The sequence below is a fragment of the Sphingopyxis witflariensis genome, assembly GCF_002205635.1.
Lineage (GTDB): Bacteria > Pseudomonadota > Alphaproteobacteria > Sphingomonadales > Sphingomonadaceae > Sphingopyxis > Sphingopyxis witflariensis.
The window spans coordinates 1-17,923 of record NZ_NISJ01000016.1; the positions used below are offsets into that span (position 1 = coordinate 1).

Below are 17,923 nucleotides of genomic sequence, written 5' to 3' on the forward strand. Positions count from 1 at the left end.
GCGCCGGAGGCCGTTCCCTCGCCAGTGTTGCCCTCCGGTTCCGCTTCGCTCCACCTACGGCCAACACTGGCGAGGGAGGCGTCAATGCACTAACAATCCACCCGGACCACTCGGTGGGGGCCGGTCATCAGGACGATGGCCGCATCAAGCCCGTCAGCGCGCAATTCATAAACGGTGGCAGACAGGGTCTGCTGGACACCGGTCATGTCATCATAGGTGATCGTCGTGACGGAATTGACCGGTGCAAACGGAAGCCGCGCCAAATCGGTAAAACTGTCGCAACGCGCCACCAGCGTCCGCTCTGCGAATGCCGCGCCGCAATAGGCCTCGGCGTGCGCCCGTGCCGAGGCGATGTACAGATCAAGCGCGTCGTCTTCGTCTGTGCCAATGACCCGGCATTGTAATTTGGCATCAGCAAGACTGACCGGCTCGACCGCAGGCGCAACGGGAACCACCGGATACCAGCTCATGGTATCGTCTTCTTCCTGGCACCGGCACGCAGCTCGGGCACCGACTTCACCGCCCGCTCGACCTTGGGCGCGACGTCCGGCACCGCGAACCCGGCAGCGATCAAGCTGCAGGCTTCCTCGTCGCTACATTCATATGCGTCGCCCGCGCTCCATGCGCCGTTTGCGCCGGACAGGCTGGCAGTGAGTTTGACCTTCATCGGATGCTCCTTTTTCAAAAGGGCGCGGACACGCAGCTCCAGAAAAGGGCGGAGCCGGAGCCCCGCCCGATCCCGTTACGATGCTTTGGTGATGAGGTGCTTGACCGCAGCGGTGTCGCCCAACTCGCCATCGAAGCGGATCAGGCCTGCGATGCCCATGTCGGGCCAGAAGCGTTCACGAAGCACGCCGATGACCGGCGCGCCGACCTTGCGAACAAAATACTTCGAGAAGTCGCCGAACAGCGCGACCTTAGTCGCCGCCGCCACAGCGGGGATCGAGCCGACTGAGTCGTTGATGTGGTAATTATACCCGAGCAGGGCGCCGGGCGTGCCCAACTGGACGTTGCCCATCTGCCAGAGATAATTGCCTTCGCCGTCCTTCAGTTTGCGGAGCACTTTCAGGGTGGTGTCGTTGAACATGAAGCCGACCTTGGGGCCGGTGCGATAGGCGCGATTGACCGAATGGACGAGATCGATCAGTTCGTCGGCCGTGATCGCGGTGGCCGAAGCCGACGTGATCCCGAGCGAAGAGGCGGTGACGATGCCGTTCGGATCGTCGGTGCCGTCGCCAATGGTCAGTTCCTGATTGGCGATGCGGCCCAGGCGCTCGCCCAGCAACTGGCCCAGCAGCGACTCCATGTTGAAGATGCTGTCGGCGTCCAGTTCCCACGACCAGCGGATGAACTCGGTGTCATAGGCATAGGCATCGAGCGACTTCTGCCCGAACACCACGTCCTTGCCGCCATCGTCGGTGAGCGCGGTGGCCTCGGTGTGCTTCCCTGCCGTCGAGGCCGTGTCATCGACGGTCGGGATTTTGATCGGATTGCCGCTCGACGTGACCATTTCGGTGGTGACGCCGGGGTCATACATCGGGCCATAGGCGAGCATCGACTTGATGATCTGGTTCGCCAGTTCGGTCGGGACGGTGAAACCACCGGCCGTGGTGGTGCCTGCCGTCTGGGCGCGGAACTCGGCGCGATGCGTGTTCAGCACGGCGCGCTCTTCCTGCGTCAGATCTTCGAGCGGGCCGCAGATGGCCTTGGCGAAGGCGGTACGATATTCGACGCCCTCGACCTCATCAACGCCGCGCGCTTCACTGTCCTTGGGGTGCGGGCGCTGCCTGGCGCGCGCTTCATCGGCGCGGGCCTCGGCGGCTGCGGTGCGCTCTTCGCGGGCGATTTCCACTTCCACCTTGTCGAAGTCGGCCATGATCATGTCGTGGCGCGCCTCCAGTTCAGCGGTGCGGTTTTCGTCGGTGTTGGCCTTGATCTCGTCGAGGGCTTCGCGGGCCTGGGTAACGAGGCGGCCGCGTTTGTCGTTCAATTCAGTGGTCATGAGAATATTCCTTAAAGCAAAAAGGCCGCCAACACGGCGACCTCGATGCCTTTCCCAAGGGCAGGCGATGGGCTCCGCGTTGACGCGCGGGAATCTCGTTAAATCTTGCGGAATCTCTGTTCGGCAGCGGCCTTGCGCTCAGCAATGCGGGCCTCGGCGCGCTTGCGGTTATGGTCCGCGCGGGCTTGTCCGGCCGCCGTCCGCGCGGATTCAAGCGAGCGGAGCGCAAGGGACGTATCGTCATAGGCGGGGAAGGCGACGGCACTGACCTCGCGCAGATCGACGGCCTGGATAGTGCGGACCGGGATATCGCCGGTCTCGTCCCATAGCTGGCGGGTGACGATGAACCCGAACGACATGCCCGAGATGTCACCGCGGGCAATCAGCGTGGCAAGGTCGCGGCCATCCTGGGTGTCGGGCAGATCGATCTCGACCGCGAGGCCTACATCGTCTTCGGCGAGCCGCAACGTGCCCGCCGTGGTACGGCCGATCACGCGCCCGCTATCATGGTCTATCAGCGCGCGCACGTCACCGGCGATCGTGCCCCGGAAAGCCCCGGGCGCAATGATCTCCCGGAACTGCCCGCCAATGTCGGCGGCGCTACCGAACACCGCCGCATAGCCGGCGATGGTGGGGCCATCACCGGCCGATCGGACATCAAGGGGACGCACCAGCGCGCGTCGTTCCATCGTCATACGGTATCTCCATTGGGTACGGCAGCGGCGTCGCCGGCGCTGGCCGCATTGCTGCCGAGCGGCACGGTCGCGCCCTGGATGTAGAGCTGGTCCCCTTGCGGGCGCGGCGGCCGGTTCTCCAGCGCCCGGGCTTCATCGGGGGTAAGGATCGCATTCTGGATTCCCTGGGCGAGCCCGGCCATGCGGGCGGCAAAATCGCCGCGCATCAGGCCGTCGAGATTATGCTCGACATAGCGTGCACCGCCGCGGGGCCCGAACAGCTTGAGATTGAGCTCCTCCTCGAACGCCTTGGCCCATTGCGCGATGAGGTGTTTGACCAGGTGGAGGTCCTGCTGCTCGGTGTTGGAAAATGTGCCATGGGTCAGATCCTGCAGGAATACCGGCGGCAAATTATAGACCCGGGCAATCTCCTCGACCTGAAAGCGGCGCGCCTCGGTCATCTGCCCCTTGGCGGGATCGAACCCGACCTGTTTGAGCTCGTGGCCGGGCGGCATCGGAAACACCGGCTTGCGGCTGGCCTTGGCCGCCTCGATGGCGCGGTGGATATCGCCCATCGCCCGCTTCATTGCGTCCGCGCCCTGTGGCAGCGGACCCGACAGCGCGAGTGGCGGAACCCCGCCGCCCGCGAAGAAATCCCCGGCATAGTCGCCCATGGCCAGCGCTAGCGCGATCGCCTTGGCGCCGTTGATGATCGGGCTGTAGGAACCAAGCTGGTCGCGCTTCAAGAGGTACGGAATGTCGATGACGTCGGCGGCCGGATAGGCTGCCGCCTTGCCGGCAACGGCATAGAATTTGCGGCCTTCGACCCGCTTTACCGTGGTGGCAGCCGGATCCATCGGCCAGATACCGACGATATTGGCGCCGCTGCGCTCGATCCACGACACGCCGCGCCCACCGGTGAACACCTGCTGCCACATATATTTGCGCCAGCCGAAGCTGGTCCATTCCGGATTGGGGGCTTCATTGAGCAGCCGCTGGATGCCACTGCGGATCCGCTCTGCCCCGTCGCCCTTGGTGCGATAGGCATGGAGCGGCAGGTTCGCCATGCTCGACGACAGGAAGGTGACCGCCGCCGAGACCGCCGGCACGGTGAGCGCGCTATCGATGGTGACAGCTGGCAGATTGCCCGACTGGACACCGAAGAAGGCGAGGAAGTTTTCGGAACTTACCGGGATGGTCGGGTTCTCGATCGAAGCCCGCGTCTCGCGCCCGAGCCAGTCACGCCAGCCCATCACGCCACCAACCGGAAATTGGGGTCGTCCCATGGGGAGACGGGAATGGCGGCGACGCTGCCCATGGCCGCGCCCAGCGCCATGCATAGCGCCACCGCGCAATCGATCTTGTTCACGGCTCTCTCCTTGGCCAGCCAGTGGTTGCCCCAGCGGTCTTCATCGGTGACGGCCGACATGATGGCCGAGACAAGGACGGGACTGCGTCTGAGGCGCAGGCGCCGCTCGAGCAGCGCTTCCTCGACGAGCCGGACCGAGCCCGGCATCCACAGCCCCTCGCTCATCCCCTCGGCGGGCTTGCCGCGCCGGGTGCCGCCCTGGGGGTGCTCAACGAAAGGCAGGGCAAGCCCCAGTTCGGCGACTTCTTCCTCGAGCCTTCTGAACGCATAACGGTCGTAGGCGGCGACGCTGATGGCGAACATCCGGTCATAGTCGGCGAGTGCCTGGGCGACCTGCCGCAGGCTGATATTCTCGCCTCTGGGTGCATGCAGGAATCCGTCCCGCACCCATGTTGCGTAGGGCGCCTTGTCGCGCAGCTCGCGCGCGGCAAGTGTGTCGCCCGGCGTCCAGGCCTCCACCCAGCCATCGAACAGCGGTTTGCCGGCGTGCTCGCCAGTCTCCACCACGCCCGTTTGCACGATGGCAGCCAGAGCGGTGATATCCCTGTTCTGCGACAGGTCGATCCCCAGCGCCGCACGGGCGCCGGCGTGATCGGAAATCTCGAAGTCCGCGAGCGCGGGCTCCACCGTCGCCCGGGTCATCCAGGCGGTCTCGGCGTCGGTCCACACGCAGAAGTGGAGCCGCAGAATGCCGTTGAGTTGTCCCGGAATCGCCTTGGCCTGTGCGACCGTCTCGGTGAGATACTCCGCTGTGATGGTAACGCCGAGCAGCGGGTTGGCCTTGATCCAGCAGGTGGGATCGGTGAGCGGGTCATCGCCCTCGTCAAGCGCGCAGACGTAGCTGAAGGTCGTATCGTCGATGACCTCGCCGAGATAGGTGGGATCGGTCACGGCATCGATATTGCCCGCCGCGACCTTGATCGCGTGCTCATGCTCTTCCCACGCTACCGAATTGCGGTTGGAGCCCGAGTTGGTGATCATGAACAGCAGCGGGTCGCGGCGGAATTTGAAGCCGCGTTCCAGCATCTCGATGATTGAGCGGTCGGGCAGCTCGTGGATCTCATCGGCCAGCACGAAATAGGGCCGCGGCCCCGAGCCGGTCCTGCCGGTATCGCGCGACACCGGACGGAAGAAAGAGCCCGAGCCGTGGTGCGCGATGTTGAACTCGCGGCCCGCGCCGCCGGAAAACGCCAGACGCTTGGCAAGGGCAGGGGATTGACGCACCATCTTGACCGCGTCGGCAAACAGGATGCCGGCCTGTTCGCGTTTCGCCGCTGCGGCATAGATCTGGGCGCCAGCCTCATTGCAGGCAGTCATGCCGTAAAGGCCGATGCCGCCGGCGACCGGGCTTTTGCCATTGCCCTTGCCCTGTTCGATATAGGCCCGGCGAAAGCGGCGACGTCCGTCCGCACGCTTCCAGCCGAAGACCGAGCCGATGATGAAAGCCTGGCTCGGTTCGAGCCGGAAGGGTTGACCGTCGAACTGACCTTCGGACAGTTTGAGCACCTCCTCGAAAAAGCCAAAGGCGTGGGCTGCGGCCTCCGGGTCGAAGCGGATCCCATCGGTGCGGTTCAGGTCATCGAGATGCCGACGACAGGCGTTGCGGACATGCGGACCGGCGATAAACTCGCCGGCAATGACGGCCCGGGCGTAATCGGTGGTGCGATCAGCTGAAGAAGCGGTCGGCGGGATCTTCGCTTTGCGTCGGCGCTTCGGCTGCGATGCGGGTTCTGGCACTGGGCGTCATCCCGAATTCCGCAGCGTACGCATCCTGTCCGCCCAAAATCACAATATTGGGCGATATCCCCGACGTTCCGCTCCACCGATGATTAACAAATCGCCGATATATCGGCGGCATGAACGACATGCCCCGAGACTTACTGCCGCCTGAGCCGGCCAGCCGCGAGAAGGCGCTTCAGTCCGCGCATATCTTCCGAAGCAAATTGATCGAACGTTGCGCACAGGTCGAACGATGGATTGCCCAGATGATGGCCAGCATTACACCTGCGACATCCGGGAAAAGTCGTCCGGCGCTCGTCCTGCTTGGAAACAGGTTAGATGAAATCCGTGACTTGGCGCGCAAGAGCCCCGAACGATTCAAAAACCCTGGACGGATCATCGAAAAGATGGACCAGTTCCAGCCCTACGCGGAACTCCGCAGTGAACTTGCCCATGCGATGACTGATGCGCTCGTTTTGGAGGACGGAACAGTCCAGATCCAGTTTGATAATGCAGGTCTCGTACATCCCCTGATCGAACGACGGATTATATTGGGCGAAGAAAAAATGCGGGAAATCGCAAACGACTTGGCAAATCTGGTCAACCAGATCAGGCAGCTTGAACTGAAATAATCACCGTTTGATCCACCCGCCGATCAGCCGAAGAAGCGCTCGGCGGGATCCTCGCTTTCCGCCGGCGCTTCGGCTGCAATCCTGGTTCTGGCACTGGGCGTCATCCCGAATTCTGCGGCGTAACGCATCATGTCCGCGGCGGCCTTGTTGGCAGTTCCGACGAGCGGGTTCTGGATGGCGTTGCCGTTGGTGGTTTTGATCATCAGGCCGCCGGTGAGCTGGTCCTTCTCGGCCATTTTGGCGATGGCACGTTCTGCCTGGACCCAGCGGCCGTAAGCCTGGGCGTAGGCAGCAAGGGCGGCGCGATCGACCTCAGACAGGAGCCCGATACGGTGTAGCCAATGGGCGACCCGGTTCCATTCTTCGAGCGCATCGGCGGTGAGATGCGGCGGCGGCGTCGGCAATGCTGTGACGGTGCGGGGTTCCTTGGCGTTAAGCGGCCGCTTGCCGCGGTTGCCCTCGATCAGCTTCAGCTGGGTCGGTTTGGGTTTGGTGCCGGGTTTCACTGGGACGGTCCTTCAACTATGCGTCGTGACCAGCCTGCTCCCACCACCAACACCAAGGTCATGACGATTTTCAATTTTCTGCTGTTTGCCGTTGCGGCCGTCGCGCCCTCTGGGGAAACCTTCACCTGCACGCCGACCCGGGTGTGGGACGGCGACGGGCCGATCTGGTGCGCCGAAGGCCCGCGCATCCGCCTGTCCGGCATCGCAGCGCGCGAGGCAGACGGCAGCTGCCGGCCCGGTCAACCGTGCCCCGACGCATCGGCTGAGCAGGCGCGCGATGCGCTGGTAGGCCTGATCGGCCGCCCGACCGGCGCGTCCCGGGAGGGACATATACTGGTGACCGGTCCGGCACTGCGGTGCCGCTCCGTAGGTGGCGCTGGTGGTTCGCGGACTGCGGCCTGGTGCGTATCCCCGAAATCCGGCGACCTGTCCTGCGCAATGGTCAGGGGTGGCTGGGCGCTGCGATGGGATCGGTACTGGCGGAATCATCGATGCTAACGATAACGCCGATTGCATTAAAGTTCGTCTGGTACCTTCGAGGGTAGCGGCCTGGCCGGTGAAGCCCTGCTAATGTCAGTTCTCACCCAGCAGCGAACTATCGCTGCACCAATCTCCCATCTGCCGTCACCCACATTCCATCGCTCAGGTACGCGTCCTCCCCGGTATAATCGGTAGAAAATTCATTATGGACCGCCTTCATTTCTCGAAGCGCAAGGACCGAGATATCTTCGAAGCCTAATCGATCGAGAACCGTAGTGGCGACATGGACAAGATCTTTGGCGTCATTGAAAACCTCAGTCTCGAGGTACTGCCTACCAGCGTGGTCTTCTTTCAGAACGCTTTCCATATCTAAGTCAGCGAAGACGCTGAGCGTGGAATCCAGAAGACGCTTTTGGTCGTCGAAAGCGCGGTACTCGCCTGTATCCTCAGAAGCGGTAGCAGTCATGAGCCTGCACCTATTTTCGCCGACGATAACGCGAAAGAAAACGAACGATCCGGAGCAGACGCGGTACTCTTCTTGATCCGAGGACAGTTTGTGGGAGGTTTCAATAATGGGCATGATGCATTCCAATTGCTTCATCTGCAGCATACGCCTTTGTATTTCTGGATCAATATCCTTCAACCGTCCTCATCAAAGAATGCAGTGGGCTCCAGGCCGGCGTGGCCGGGATATCGCTGCCACGGCAGAGGAGGCTGGCAGCGGCCGTTCACGTCATTACTGCTACTGTTCGCTGAGTTCGGCGAAGGTCCGCCCGTCTCCATCAAGGGTGACGGCTTGGCCGGTGAAGTCTTGCCAACGCTTGATAGTCACGTCGACATAGGCCGGATTCAGCTCGATCGCGTGAACCGCACGCCCGGTCATCTCGCCGGCGATAATCGTGGTGCCAGACCCCGAGAATGGCTCGTAGATGGCCTGGCCCGCGCTGGAATTATTCTCGATCGGACGCTTCATGCATTCGACGGGCTTCTGGGTGCCGTGCCCGGTCTCGTTCTTCTTGGGCTTGGGAATATGCCAGATGGTGGTCTGCTTCCGGTCGCCGGCCCAATGGCCTTTGGCGCCCTTTTTGACGGCATACCAGCAAGGCTCATGCTCCCAGTGATAGTCGCCGCGGGATAGAACGAGCTGGCCCTTGTCCCAGATGATCTGGGAACGGAGTTGGAAGTCGCAGGCCGCAAGGCTGTCCCCAACGACACCGGCAAACAGGCCAGCGTGCCAGACATAGGCAACGTCACCCGGGAACAAAGCCCAAGCCTCGCGCCAATCTGCCTTGTCGTCGTTCAGCACCTTGCCTTTGGCGGAACCGCTAGCCGCGACGCCGGCCTGCTCGCGCCATGCCGGATCATATTCGACGCCGTAGGGCGGATCGGTGACCATCAAATGTGGGATGACCCCGTCCAGCGCTTTGGCGACGGTGTCGGCATCGGTGCTGTCGCCGCAGACCAGACGATGTTTGCCGAGAATCCACACATCGCCGGGCTTGGCAACCGGGTCGGCTGGCACCTCGGGAATCCCGTCGGGATCGGTCAGACCCTCGGTCTTGTCGGCGGTCAGCGCCGCGAGTTCGTCATCGGAGAAGCCGGTGAGCCCCAGATCGAAATCGAAGGCCTGCAAGTCCGTCAGCTCGAGCGCGAGCAGTGCGGCGTCCCAGCCGGCGTTCAGCGCTAGCTTGTTGTCGGCCAGTACATAGGCCCGCTTCTGGGCCTCGGTCCAACCGGCTGCGACCATGACGGGGATGTCGGCAATGCCCAGTTTGCGCGCAGCAAGCACCCGTCCGTGCCCGGCGATCAGACCGCCATCTTCGTCAACGAGCACCGGCACAGTCCAGCCCCATTCACGGATCGAGGCGGCGATCTGCGCCACCTGGTCCTCGCTGTGGGTGCGGGCATTTCGGGCATAGGGCACCAATGCCGAAACGCTCCTGCGTTCGACCTTATCTGCCGGCCAATTCATCATGTGACCCCCGGTCGTTAACTCGCGGCTGCGTGAAGTTCTGATCCCCGGCGGTTTCCCTACCGAGAGCGACTGAGAGCGAACCGCCCCCCCGGGGTCAGGCGCAGGGCCAACCGTCGGCATTGACCTCGATCCGCCTGCGATATCCAAACTGCTCGGCGGTGCGGACCTGGTGGCAGTCAGCACAAAGACAGCGGATATTATTGTCGTCGTCGCCGCCGCCCTGGGTGAGCGGGACGATGTGATCGGGCACGGTCGCTGCTGTGATGATGCCCTTGGCTTTACAATCGCGGCAGAGTGGTTCGGAACGGAGACGGCGCAGGCGCTGGGCAACCGCGCGGCGTCCACGCAATCGGTCTGTCATATCGCCATCCTTGCGTCAGGAAGCGGCCCGTAACTCGCCCAGGGCCAGCATGATCTTGGTCGCTACGACCTCTTCCGCACTTTGGCGCACCGAGGGATCACGCGACGCCAGATCGGCGCGCACGAGATCGGGAAGCTTTTGCACCACTTCCTCAATGACTTTCCTGAGGTCCTCGTCGGTCATGCCATTCCCATGTTGCAGGGCTGGACATCACGCAACCCGGAAACGAAACAACGCCCGGAAGCTGGGGGGCTCCGGGCGCAGTTCTTAACTCTCTATTTCGGAAGGTCTACGGCATCTGGCAAGATTGGTCAATGGAAAACGACAAATAATATAGTAGATTCAGTTTGTTACTGAACTTGGTAGGGGAGGGGACCCATCACGAACTGTCTCTGCGGTCCCCGAACAAACGCACCAGCGCATCAAGACCGTGGCCAAGGTTGACGATATCAGCCGCAGGCCAGTTCGCTGCGTCCACCTCATGACAAACCACCGCATGCACGAGGGTGCTGGGCTTGCGATCGACGGCGCCAGGCGCATCCGCGTCGGCGGTGCGCAGCATCATCATTGCCGCAGCAGCGCGGCGGCGAACCTTCTCGACCAAGGCCGGGTCATGATCAGGCGCGCTGCCACCGAAAATGCCCTCGTTGATCAGCAAGCCGGTCACGGAGCGGGGCTGGTCCATGGGCAGACCCATGACCGCACGGTTGCGGGCCACGATCTCGCCGTACATCTCGCCTGCCGCATATTGGTCAGCGGCAATCTTGCCAGCAAAGGAGAGGCGGCCCAGGGCGGTGCCCAGTCGCACGTCCCTGGCCTGCTTCGCCGTCACCCCATAATGGCGTTGGCGGGCCTGCAGCACCGTGGCGACTGCGTCGCGCTGGGTTTCGCCAACACTGGCCCGAACCAGCTTGCCGCATGGGTGCCGGCGCCCGGCTTTCCGCTTACGACCGCGCGCCATCGCTCGCACCTCCAGCAGCGGAAGCGTCGATGGCAGTTGTCACCAGTTGTCCCTTGTGCGGGCGCGAGGTGAAAACATCACGCGGGCGAAAAAGAGAGAAGAAGTTCAAAATATACTTCTGCTCGCGTACACAAGGGACAACTGGTGACAACTGGAACGAAAAACTGCCATTTTTTGACGCCACAACCGCCTCCACGCTAATTTTCATCATCCTATTCATCGCCGGCTCCCTTGGCTGACATTGCGATTGCATCCTTGATTGCCGCCTGCGCTTTTGCCCTGCGCGCCTCCTCTTTCGCCGACCGTTCGACGAACCGGGAATGCACAATCGGGTTGACTGCCCAGCGCGGCGTGTTGCTGCGGGCCACAGGTCCGGCCTCGATAAGCCAGCCCATGCTTTCCAGCTTCTCGCACAGCTTCCGGCTGTCATCGCTGGTGAGAGACCTCAGAGCCCGTCCTGCGCGCTGAATGACCCGGCTGTTCACCGTGTCGAGCTTATGCGTGACGATGTGCGCCGCGAGATCCACGAGCGTTTCATGGTCATCTGCAAGGCCGAGCATCCCGCAGTAAAAGGCCACCGCGTTCGGCGCGATATACTCGTGCATAAATTTGGCCACACGCGCTGCGGTGGCGGCTGTGATGACGCTGGGCGCGCATGGGAGCCCCTGCGCCTCGATACAGTGCCACAGGACGCACAGCCGGGCGAATATGCCGTCGTATTTGCCGAAGTGCGACGCCATCTTGGGAGAGATGACCTCGGTCGACATCATTTCGTGATGTTTTTCCTCAAGCTCGCGGCGTATTTCCTGCGCTAAGGGGTCGAAGCGCATAGCCTCCGCGCCATGATCGTGCGGCCGCAGCTGCCACATATCGACAACAAGCTGCTCATAGGCCTCGACCTCACCACTGCGGGGCGCGTCAATGCCGACAGATGCCCGGTGAAGCGGAATTGGCAACAGGCGCTGCACAAGGCCGTCATCGACCGATTCCCCTACCAGGCGACGCAGAGGCTCCGGCTGGATTCCTCCAAGGACGGATATGGATAGGTTCGGGATGAGCGCGGCCCCGCGAGCAACGCGGTTAAGCGCATATTCGCCGCCGTTGAAGGCTTGCAGCCAGAAGGCCCGGTCGCCCGCCGCTCCTTTGGCCGATCCATATTTATCCATGGCGCCGAACCAGCCGGATAGCTCGTCCTGCACCGACAAGATGCCATCAGGCGAGCCTTTCATGACCTCCTGGGCGGCTTCGACCGTCGCATCGCTGATACGCAATCGACGTTGCAAAGGCTTTTGGATGCCCTCGCGCTCGGTCTTTTTCCTCGCCTGATCCTCGTCATAGGCGTCCATTTTCACCATGTATTCGGCGAAAAGCTGGGCGTCCAAACGGTTGAGCGGGCGGGTGGCTGCGGACATGATCGGCGTTTTCTTGGCACTCGGAGGACCGATCAGCGCCACCCATAGACGGGCGCTTTCCTTCCACGAGGGATCGTGCTGTTTCACCTGTACGCAAATGCGATCCGAAATTACGGCGGAGCAGACGGCGAGCGCCGACATGGCAATGCCGCCGGGATCCACACCCATGAGTTCCGCCTGGGATTCCGCATATTTTTCGATGACGTCAGGGAGCAGTCCGCGCGGCAGAACGGCGGGATCATAACGCGCCCATAAATCTACCGGGTCGGGATAATCCGCTTCGTCGATTACGGCTTCTGGTTGGTCGAAAACCTCGCCACCCACCGCGTTCATCGAATCGATATCTTCGGCGCATATGCCCGGATCGTCAGGGTGCATCGCCGGCGGCGCGCTATATGGCTGCGGCTGAGCGGCGCGGCGCTCCTGATAGAGCGTGCGGAAAGCCGACTTATGATCGCCGCTATGCTCGAAATGGACGAAAAGGTCATAGGCGTCGCCGAAGCACCCCGCCTGGCATTTCTGACCAAGGCCGGACGCCACGTCGCTGGCCGACAGGCTGATCCAGGAATCCTCGACGATACGGGTCGCGTAGCTATCGCTCTGCTGGTGCGGCGAGCGCCAATCCGCCGGATTGCGCGGGCTTTGCTTATATCCGTAGAGTTCGAGCAGGTTCGCAACCGGAGTGCCGCGGTTGAACTCCTCCATGATCGGCGCGTCGTCATTGCGCGGACGATTGGCACGGCGCCGGGCTGCCTCCTCGCGCATCTGCTTGCGCTCTGCCTCATCGTCCTCGCGCTTGCGGGCGATCGCGGCCATGCCGGATGCGAGCGGGCCGTCTGTGGTCAGGCCTGGGGCATTGGTGCCGGTGGTCGCGCGTTTATAGAACAGCGGCGCCCCGTCATCGTCGCGGAGCAATTCGCCGGTTTTGGCATGGTGATCGGGGACGTTGGGTAGATAGACGGGCTGGCCGGCGCGATCGAGCGCGCGGTCCATATCGATGCCGCCATATTCCATGAAATTGAAAAAGGCGTGCTGCGCGTCGTGCCAATCATCAAAACCTATCGGCTGGGCAAGCGGGATGACAATGCGCCACCTTTTGTCATCGGCGCGGGCGTGGGCGGTCGAGAAGATCAGCCAGGCCGCGTCCCTGGCAAACCCGCGCACCATGGACTCGATGCGGTGCAGCGGGTGGTCACCATGGTCAACGTCGCCGCACAGAGCCACGAAGACCCCGTCAGACCGCTGGGTGGCGTGGCTGCGGGCGTCGTGGGCGCTGTAGCTGCTGGGGATGAATGCGAGCCCGTCCAGCTTGTCCGCATTGCCCGGTTCGAGCGCGAACAGGCTGGCGAGGGTCCGCGTGTCATATTCGCCGCCGGTTGTTATGCGCGTATCGTGCTGGCCGTTGAAGGTGACGACCTGGCGCGCGTTCCACGACGGCGCGAGCTTGTGAATGTTATCGGCCTCGGTCGCCATTATATGGACTCCCGATCACCCCGGCGCTGCAACTCCGCCGAAATGATCGGGAGAGTCATCAGCTGGCGCTCCTCTTCAGCGCCGATTTCACAGCAGGGTCGACGCCAGTCGCACCGGCCTCGCGGGCCATCTGGTACAAGCGCCTCAGTGCCGAGGCGCGACGGTAGGCCGCGGAGTATTCCTGATCGGCAGCGACGATCGCGAACGCGACATCATCGATGGTCGCGTCCACGAGGGGGAGCAGATCTTCGCTTTCGCATGCCGGATGCTGCGGAAACGTGATGGTATCGGGCAGGCCTTCGAGGGCGTAATGCGCCTTGCGCAGGCGCGCGACAGGGTTCGAGAACAACATGGGAGGACCTTTCATTTGGGGAGATCGCTGGCCTGGGAATCGGCCTCAGGCTCGCTGGAATAGACGGCCAATAGCGGGGTGCCGTCGGCGTGGGTGCCGGCCTCTTCGATGTGGTACCGGCGCTGAGCCTCGAAGATTTCCGGCAACTCCCAGCGACGGTAGAGGCCGGGGATCCGCTTCAGAGACTCAATCGGGATGGCAGTCGTATCGGTCATAAACTGGGGTTTCCTGTTTGTGAAAAGACGCTCGGTGCGTCCGAAGTTGAAAAGCCAACGGCGCGCACCGAGCGGGACAAAGGGTCAGGAATTTTCGTCGACATGATCGCGCAGGCGCTTCAACGCGCGCTGGAAGCGCTTGCGGGCTGCAGGTTCGGACAGGCCCAGATTCTTGCCGGCTTCGCCCTGCGTGTACCCGTCAACGACGACGCGGATGACGAGATCGGCGTCGGCGCCGATCAGACCGGTCAATTTGGCCAGCAGGGTTTCGGGAAGGGCATCAGCATCAACAGCATGGGTTGTCCCACCATGGATATCGGGATCGAACACGTCCTGCTGCCGTTGCAGGAGACTTTCCCGCTGATGTGCCCGGCGCACGTCGCGTTCAACATTCTGGAGGATGGTGGCCGCGATCCAGTTGACCTTCGTGAGATCAAGGTTCCGGACCCCGGTCGTTGCGCGGGCGAGGATTTCGGAGGCGAGCTCGTCCACATGGCCGAGACGTCGGGCTCGCGATCGACGGAATACACCATCGAGGCCGGGCCACAGCGCCAGCAGCATGAGCGTGAGCGCACAGTCACCGGCACGGTTGTCTGATTTCGCACTCCGGATCAGCGTGCTGAGCACGATGTTCTTCTTGTCCGAAGGAGCATCGCCACGGTGCAGGTGGTCCAGCAAAGCCGCCGGGTCCGCAAAACGGGTCAATTCCGGGTGTCTGGACCGCACCGTGGTGAAGCCGCGCTGGAAATTGAGGGTGGAAGATGAATGCATGAGATTCCCGTGGAAATCGTGCCATGTGAAGGACATTGGACGCCTGCCTTGCGGCCGGGCGTCCAGCGCCTCCTTCCGGCCAGGTCAGGGCGTCGAGCGCCTCTGCGTTTTTGGGATTTGGGTGGAGTTTGCGCGTCTCAGCGCAGCGCGGGGTTGGTCAGCGTATTCAGCGATCCGCAACCGCGGCAGGTGGCCACCACGGGAAAGCCCACGAGATATTCGTGCCCCCGCGCAAAGCGCAGGTGCATCTGGCCGTCACGGCAGACGCCGAGCAGCTTGGCGCAACTGCTGCAGCGCCATTCGCGGTCATTGGAGGGGGTATTTACGCCGGCGCTGTGGCTCTGATTGGCCACGCGGCGAGAGAGGTAGGGAGTCGTCATCGGGGTGCTCCTCGTTTCAGGGAGCACACCTGTTGTTAGGTCGTATCGGAGATGGTCAGCCCCCCCAAAGGGAGATCAAACGGAGATGGGCTCTCCGCAAAGCGCCCAATAAGCACGCTGCGGCGAATACAGATAGCGGCCGTTGATCTCACCCCACTCATCGCCAAACAACTGCGGAAGCTGGGAAAAACCGGCGTACTCCTTCAGCGCGGCAAGCTTCACGCCGGGCTCTCGGTCGTGGTGGGCGATGTAGAGGCGTTCGAATAATTTTACTTTTTTCGCGCCTGTGACAATGCGGGGATCCTGCCCCGGGACAGTAATTTGTGCCGCATCATCGCCCTGCTTCCGCAAGTGCACTGCGGTGCCACGCGCAGCCGGATCAATCGCTGCTTCATACGCCGAACGCACAGCCTCTGGATCGATCAATCCCGTCTCTTTGTCGATGTGATCCTTCAGGCTCAGGACGACGTTGCAACCGATGTAGGGGAACCGGATTTCCTGCGGCACGAAGACAACACCACGAATACGGTTGCCTTCGCCGCGGATCAGGCGGTCAGCCCCTTCGAGCAGCTTGTCATCGGACAGAGCCCGCGCGAGATAGATTGAAGCGCTGGCCAGCCCGATCTGTGCCGACCCGATCTGATGAACGTGGTTAGCCACCTCACGCACACGGCCTTTCAACCCCATTGGCTTGAGTACATCACGAAGGGCGTCTCGCAGATAATCGAATCTGATCTCGTATTGCGTGATGTCCTCGACCGGGATACGCGGCCCAGCCCCCCCTTCAATAAGAGTCAACGTCGCTGCGTCGCCGGTGCTATTTCCCTCCACATCACGGACGACGTCTCCGAGCTCGTCGTCATCGAACAGAACGACATTTGACCATCCCTTTCGGGTCAGGAACCCCGCGCCGGTCAGCTCGGCTGCGCCGATGCCTAGCTCGTCAAGCGTCTGACCCGATGCCTTCTCATCCGTGAAATCGTAAAGCGCGAGTAGCTGCGGGAGCTTCTCTTTGCGCTGGGGCTTTGACAGGTCGCCGATCCGTTCCAGTACGCCCCAGGCTTCCAGAAGATCGTAGCCCAACTCACGTTTAGCCGGATCGCGCTCGCTCTGTATGTTGGACTTGTTGCGGCCGAAGACATCGAACTGCAGCGTTCCTTTTCGTCCGCGTCCATCGATATATTCGATGTGAAAGCGCACCTTGGTTACGTAGCCGCCGCCGGAACTCGGAATGATCGCTCCGAAAACGGCGCGCGCGATCGCGTCGATGTCGTCCTCAGGCGTAACGCTGAGACTGACCTTTCGCGACCAGCCACCCAGTGCCACCTGGACTTCCGTGATATTCGCTCGGCGGACACGGTGTGCCTCTTCATCCGGTATAGGGAGCTTAAGCGAACTTTTGAAGCGGGAAAGATTGTATGTCTTCTGTGTCAGCGGTTTGTTGGAAACGTCGTGCTTCAGAGTGTCGGCCGCGAAGATGTTCGCGACCAGCTTGCGCTCAACCATATCGCGAGAGCAGACCTCGATGCGTCTGCGTGTCTGCGAATAGACGAGAAGCATTTCGTCCGGCGGTCGGAAGTAAAGTATCTCGGTGGATTTGTCCGGCCGCACGGTCTTCTGGCTGGCATAGGCGCCAAAGAAGGTGACCGCCACAAGCACGTCCTGACTCTCGCCGTTCTCTGCAGGCAGGTCGATTGCCTCGACCTTGCACCCGTCTTCGTGCTGCAGTCGATCCGCAATTTCGGCCGAAAGTGCTTCGTGATTAACCCCCTGGGCTACCAAAGGGATGGACGCGTCCAGCGACCAGGCTTCGTAGATCTTTCCGTGATCGCGATATACCCGCACCTGCATCGCGCGTTCAGCAGCTTCGAACAGAGGGTAGGTCTCGAGGTATGCCCAGAGGCTCCTCGCGATGGCATCTCGTTGCGCGTTCAGGCCTTGACTCGCGGCAAACCGCAGATCTTCGCCGAGCCGTCGTAGCATCGTTTCCGGCGTCTTGTCAGTCATCAACATGACACGCCGCGCTTCAATTTCTATTAGGTTTGTCCGGTCAGCTTTCAGGATTTTGATGGCTGCCGCTATGGCATCGCGACGTGCTTGCTCATCGGCGTCAACAGGAACTTCCGTCATCGCCTCTTCGAGAAACACCGAAAACTGAGAGTGTGAAAGGAATCCGCTAATCAGCTCGATTGGGGATTCGACAAACAAGCGCGAAAGCTCTGGCGCGCTGCGAAACAATGACCGTGCCACCCCGAACCCCTACCTGCTGCACTCTCAATATCTTCGTGCATGATTATCTGCCGATTTAATCGAGCAAAAACAAGGTTCAAATATAATGGAAGGAGTGGAACGGCGGCGAGGGCGTTCATTTCCGGCGTGATGTCCCAATCCTGCACGGCATCTGGCTTTTCCTGAGTGAAGTTCATTCTGCCGGAGACCTCCGTATGAAACACCCGAAGCCGACGCCATCTTCAAACATGACGCCCGACGCCCGGCTCGCCGAGTTGGGTCGCATCCTTTCCGCTGGCGTGCTCCGTCTGCGCGACAAGTCCAGTTCGATATCTGCTGACAGCGGAGATAGTTCACTCGCTATCCTGCCCACCAGGAGCGTCAGTCGTCCCCGGGCACGAGCCCGGATAGG

At 62.0% G+C, this 17,923-nt stretch carries 22 protein-coding genes; 3 read left to right on the plus strand and 19 right to left on the minus strand.

Features of this window, described 5'->3' with window-relative positions; translation table 11 throughout:
- On the plus strand, positions 1-93 hold a 93-nt coding region (locus tag CDQ91_RS21105), incomplete at its 5' end, for an integrase catalytic subunit (RefSeq protein WP_144036679.1).
- On the opposite strand, the gene CDQ91_RS19440 is transcribed toward CDQ91_RS21105, so the two are convergent.
- The 6 genes from CDQ91_RS19440 to CDQ91_RS19465 all read right to left on the minus strand — a co-directional run bounded on the left by CDQ91_RS19440 (position 90) and on the right by CDQ91_RS19465 (position 5,782).
- A complete protein-coding gene (locus tag CDQ91_RS19440) occupies positions 90-470 on the minus strand; it encodes a head-tail connector protein (protein WP_088474368.1) in 381 nt (126 codons plus the stop codon). The two genes, CDQ91_RS21105 and CDQ91_RS19440, sit on opposite strands and share 4 nt — an antisense overlap.
- Positions 467-667: a hypothetical protein gene (locus tag CDQ91_RS19445; RefSeq protein ID WP_088474369.1), complete on the minus strand. Its 201-nt coding sequence runs from the start codon at positions 665-667 to the stop codon at positions 467-469. The genes CDQ91_RS19440 and CDQ91_RS19445 overlap by 4 nt, the downstream gene beginning before the upstream one ends.
- Before the next feature lie 75 nt (positions 668-742).
- Complete coding sequence (locus tag CDQ91_RS19450) at positions 743-2,002, minus strand: phage major capsid protein (protein WP_088474370.1); 1,260 nt, start codon at positions 2,000-2,002, stop codon at positions 743-745.
- Positions 2,003-2,100: 98 nt separating this feature from the next.
- Positions 2,101-2,697 (minus strand): HK97 family phage prohead protease, encoded by a 597-nt coding sequence (locus tag CDQ91_RS19455; protein WP_088474371.1) that lies wholly within the window; start codon positions 2,695-2,697, stop codon positions 2,101-2,103.
- A complete protein-coding gene (locus tag CDQ91_RS19460) occupies positions 2,694-3,929 on the minus strand; it encodes a phage portal protein (protein ID WP_088474372.1) in 1,236 nt (411 codons plus the stop codon). Before CDQ91_RS19460 ends, CDQ91_RS19455 begins: the two co-directional genes overlap by 4 nt.
- The gene (locus CDQ91_RS19465) at positions 3,929-5,782 is read right to left on the minus strand and encodes a terminase large subunit (protein WP_201791922.1); all 1,854 of its coding nucleotides are present in this window, start codon (positions 5,780-5,782) and stop codon (positions 3,929-3,931) included. Before CDQ91_RS19465 ends, CDQ91_RS19460 begins: the two co-directional genes overlap by 1 nt.
- A 119-nt stretch (positions 5,783-5,901) precedes the next feature.
- Between CDQ91_RS19465 and CDQ91_RS19470 the strand changes: the two genes are divergently transcribed.
- Positions 5,902-6,396 carry a hypothetical protein gene (locus tag CDQ91_RS19470; RefSeq protein ID WP_088474373.1) on the plus strand — a complete coding sequence of 165 codons (495 nt, stop codon included), beginning with the start codon at positions 5,902-5,904 and terminating at the stop codon, positions 6,394-6,396.
- A 23-nt stretch (positions 6,397-6,419) separates the two neighbouring features.
- Here the strand turns inward: CDQ91_RS19470 and CDQ91_RS19475 are convergent, their stop codons facing one another.
- On the minus strand, positions 6,420-6,902 hold the full coding sequence (locus CDQ91_RS19475) for a phage terminase small subunit P27 family (protein ID WP_088474374.1): 483 nt from the start codon (positions 6,900-6,902) through the stop codon (positions 6,420-6,422).
- An 18-nt stretch (positions 6,903-6,920) separates the two neighbouring features.
- On the opposite strand from CDQ91_RS19475, the gene CDQ91_RS19480 reads away from it, so the two are divergent.
- Positions 6,921-7,400 carry a thermonuclease family protein gene (locus tag CDQ91_RS19480; RefSeq protein ID WP_419722575.1) on the plus strand — a complete coding sequence of 160 codons (480 nt, stop codon included), beginning with the start codon at positions 6,921-6,923 and terminating at the stop codon, positions 7,398-7,400.
- A 97-nt stretch (positions 7,401-7,497) separates the two neighbouring features.
- Here CDQ91_RS19480 and CDQ91_RS19485 read toward each other — a convergent pair whose 3' ends face one another.
- The 12 genes from CDQ91_RS19485 to CDQ91_RS19535 all read right to left on the minus strand — a co-directional run bounded on the left by CDQ91_RS19485 (position 7,498) and on the right by CDQ91_RS19535 (position 17,532).
- Positions 7,498-8,025 (minus strand): hypothetical protein, encoded by a 528-nt coding sequence (locus CDQ91_RS19485; protein WP_144036827.1) that lies wholly within the window; start codon positions 8,023-8,025, stop codon positions 7,498-7,500.
- 99 nt (positions 8,026-8,124) lie between these two features.
- On the minus strand, positions 8,125-9,309 hold the full coding sequence (locus CDQ91_RS19490) for a site-specific DNA-methyltransferase (protein WP_201791923.1): 1,185 nt from the start codon (positions 9,307-9,309) through the stop codon (positions 8,125-8,127).
- A 142-nt stretch (positions 9,310-9,451) separates the two neighbouring features.
- Complete coding sequence (locus CDQ91_RS19495) at positions 9,452-9,718, minus strand: HNH endonuclease (protein ID WP_088474378.1); 267 nt, start codon at positions 9,716-9,718, stop codon at positions 9,452-9,454.
- A 15-nt stretch (positions 9,719-9,733) separates the two neighbouring features.
- Entirely contained in the window at positions 9,734-9,901 is a 168-nt protein-coding gene (locus CDQ91_RS21360; RefSeq protein WP_158213731.1) for a hypothetical protein, read from the minus strand.
- A 196-nt stretch (positions 9,902-10,097) separates the two neighbouring features.
- On the minus strand, positions 10,098-10,679 hold the full coding sequence (locus tag CDQ91_RS19500; RefSeq protein ID WP_088474379.1) for a hypothetical protein: 582 nt from the start codon (positions 10,677-10,679) through the stop codon (positions 10,098-10,100).
- Positions 10,663-10,899, minus strand: coding sequence for a hypothetical protein (locus tag CDQ91_RS19505; protein ID WP_144036828.1), 237 nt, complete (start codon positions 10,897-10,899; stop codon positions 10,663-10,665). Before CDQ91_RS19505 ends, CDQ91_RS19500 begins: the two co-directional genes overlap by 17 nt.
- Positions 10,892-13,564 (minus strand): DUF3987 domain-containing protein, encoded by a 2,673-nt coding sequence (locus CDQ91_RS19510; RefSeq protein ID WP_088474381.1) that lies wholly within the window; start codon positions 13,562-13,564, stop codon positions 10,892-10,894. The genes CDQ91_RS19505 and CDQ91_RS19510 overlap by 8 nt, the downstream gene beginning before the upstream one ends.
- A 58-nt stretch (positions 13,565-13,622) precedes the next feature.
- Complete coding sequence (locus tag CDQ91_RS19515; protein ID WP_088474382.1) at positions 13,623-13,916, minus strand: hypothetical protein; 294 nt, start codon at positions 13,914-13,916, stop codon at positions 13,623-13,625.
- A gap of 11 nt (positions 13,917-13,927) precedes the next feature.
- The gene (locus CDQ91_RS19520) at positions 13,928-14,131 is read right to left on the minus strand and encodes a hypothetical protein (protein ID WP_088474383.1); all 204 of its coding nucleotides are present in this window, start codon (positions 14,129-14,131) and stop codon (positions 13,928-13,930) included.
- An 84-nt stretch (positions 14,132-14,215) separates the two neighbouring features.
- Positions 14,216-14,938, minus strand: coding sequence for an RNA polymerase sigma factor (locus CDQ91_RS19525; protein ID WP_088474384.1), 723 nt, complete (start codon positions 14,936-14,938; stop codon positions 14,216-14,218).
- 101 nt (positions 14,939-15,039) lie between these two features.
- Positions 15,040-15,282 (minus strand): hypothetical protein, encoded by a 243-nt coding sequence (locus CDQ91_RS19530; protein WP_144036829.1) that lies wholly within the window; start codon positions 15,280-15,282, stop codon positions 15,040-15,042.
- A gap of 75 nt (positions 15,283-15,357) precedes the next feature.
- Positions 15,358-17,532, minus strand: coding sequence for a hypothetical protein (locus CDQ91_RS19535; RefSeq protein ID WP_144036830.1), 2,175 nt, complete (start codon positions 17,530-17,532; stop codon positions 15,358-15,360).
- Positions 17,533-17,923: the final 391 nt, after the last annotated feature.

Bases quoted from the DNA above. Each gene is read 5' to 3' on its own strand.
- CDQ91_RS19500 (WP_088474379.1), bottom strand. From the start codon at position 10,679: ATGGCGCGCGGTCGTAAGCGGAAAGCCGGGCGCCGGCACCCATGCGGC.
- CDQ91_RS19440 (WP_088474368.1), bottom strand. From the start codon at position 470: ATGAGCTGGTATCCGGTGGTTCCCGTTGCGCCTGCGGTCGAGCCGGTC.
- CDQ91_RS19530 (WP_144036829.1), bottom strand. From the start codon at position 15,282: ATGACGACTCCCTACCTCTCTCGCCGCGTGGCCAATCAGAGCCACAGC.
- CDQ91_RS21360 (WP_158213731.1), bottom strand. From the start codon at position 9,901: ATGACCGACGAGGACCTCAGGAAAGTCATTGAGGAAGTGGTGCAAAAG.
- CDQ91_RS19460 (WP_088474372.1), bottom strand. From the start codon at position 3,929: ATGGGCTGGCGTGACTGGCTCGGGCGCGAGACGCGGGCTTCGATCGAG.
- CDQ91_RS19505 (WP_144036828.1), bottom strand. From the start codon at position 10,899: ATGAATAGGATGATGAAAATTAGCGTGGAGGCGGTTGTGGCGTCAAAA.
- CDQ91_RS19520 (WP_088474383.1), bottom strand. From the start codon at position 14,131: ATGACCGATACGACTGCCATCCCGATTGAGTCTCTGAAGCGGATCCCC.
- CDQ91_RS19480 (WP_419722575.1), top strand. From the start codon at position 6,921: ATGCGTCGTGACCAGCCTGCTCCCACCACCAACACCAAGGTCATGACG.
- CDQ91_RS19445 (WP_088474369.1), bottom strand. From the start codon at position 667: ATGAAGGTCAAACTCACTGCCAGCCTGTCCGGCGCAAACGGCGCATGG.
- CDQ91_RS19525 (WP_088474384.1), bottom strand. From the start codon at position 14,938: ATGTCCTTCACATGGCACGATTTCCACGGGAATCTCATGCATTCATCT.
- CDQ91_RS19510 (WP_088474381.1), bottom strand. From the start codon at position 13,564: ATGGCGACCGAGGCCGATAACATTCACAAGCTCGCGCCGTCGTGGAAC.
- CDQ91_RS19515 (WP_088474382.1), bottom strand. From the start codon at position 13,916: ATGTTGTTCTCGAACCCTGTCGCGCGCCTGCGCAAGGCGCATTACGCC.
- CDQ91_RS19455 (WP_088474371.1), bottom strand. From the start codon at position 2,697: ATGACGATGGAACGACGCGCGCTGGTGCGTCCCCTTGATGTCCGATCG.
- CDQ91_RS19470 (WP_088474373.1), top strand. From the start codon at position 5,902: ATGAACGACATGCCCCGAGACTTACTGCCGCCTGAGCCGGCCAGCCGC.
- CDQ91_RS19450 (WP_088474370.1), bottom strand. From the start codon at position 2,002: ATGACCACTGAATTGAACGACAAACGCGGCCGCCTCGTTACCCAGGCC.
- CDQ91_RS19495 (WP_088474378.1), bottom strand. From the start codon at position 9,718: ATGACAGACCGATTGCGTGGACGCCGCGCGGTTGCCCAGCGCCTGCGC.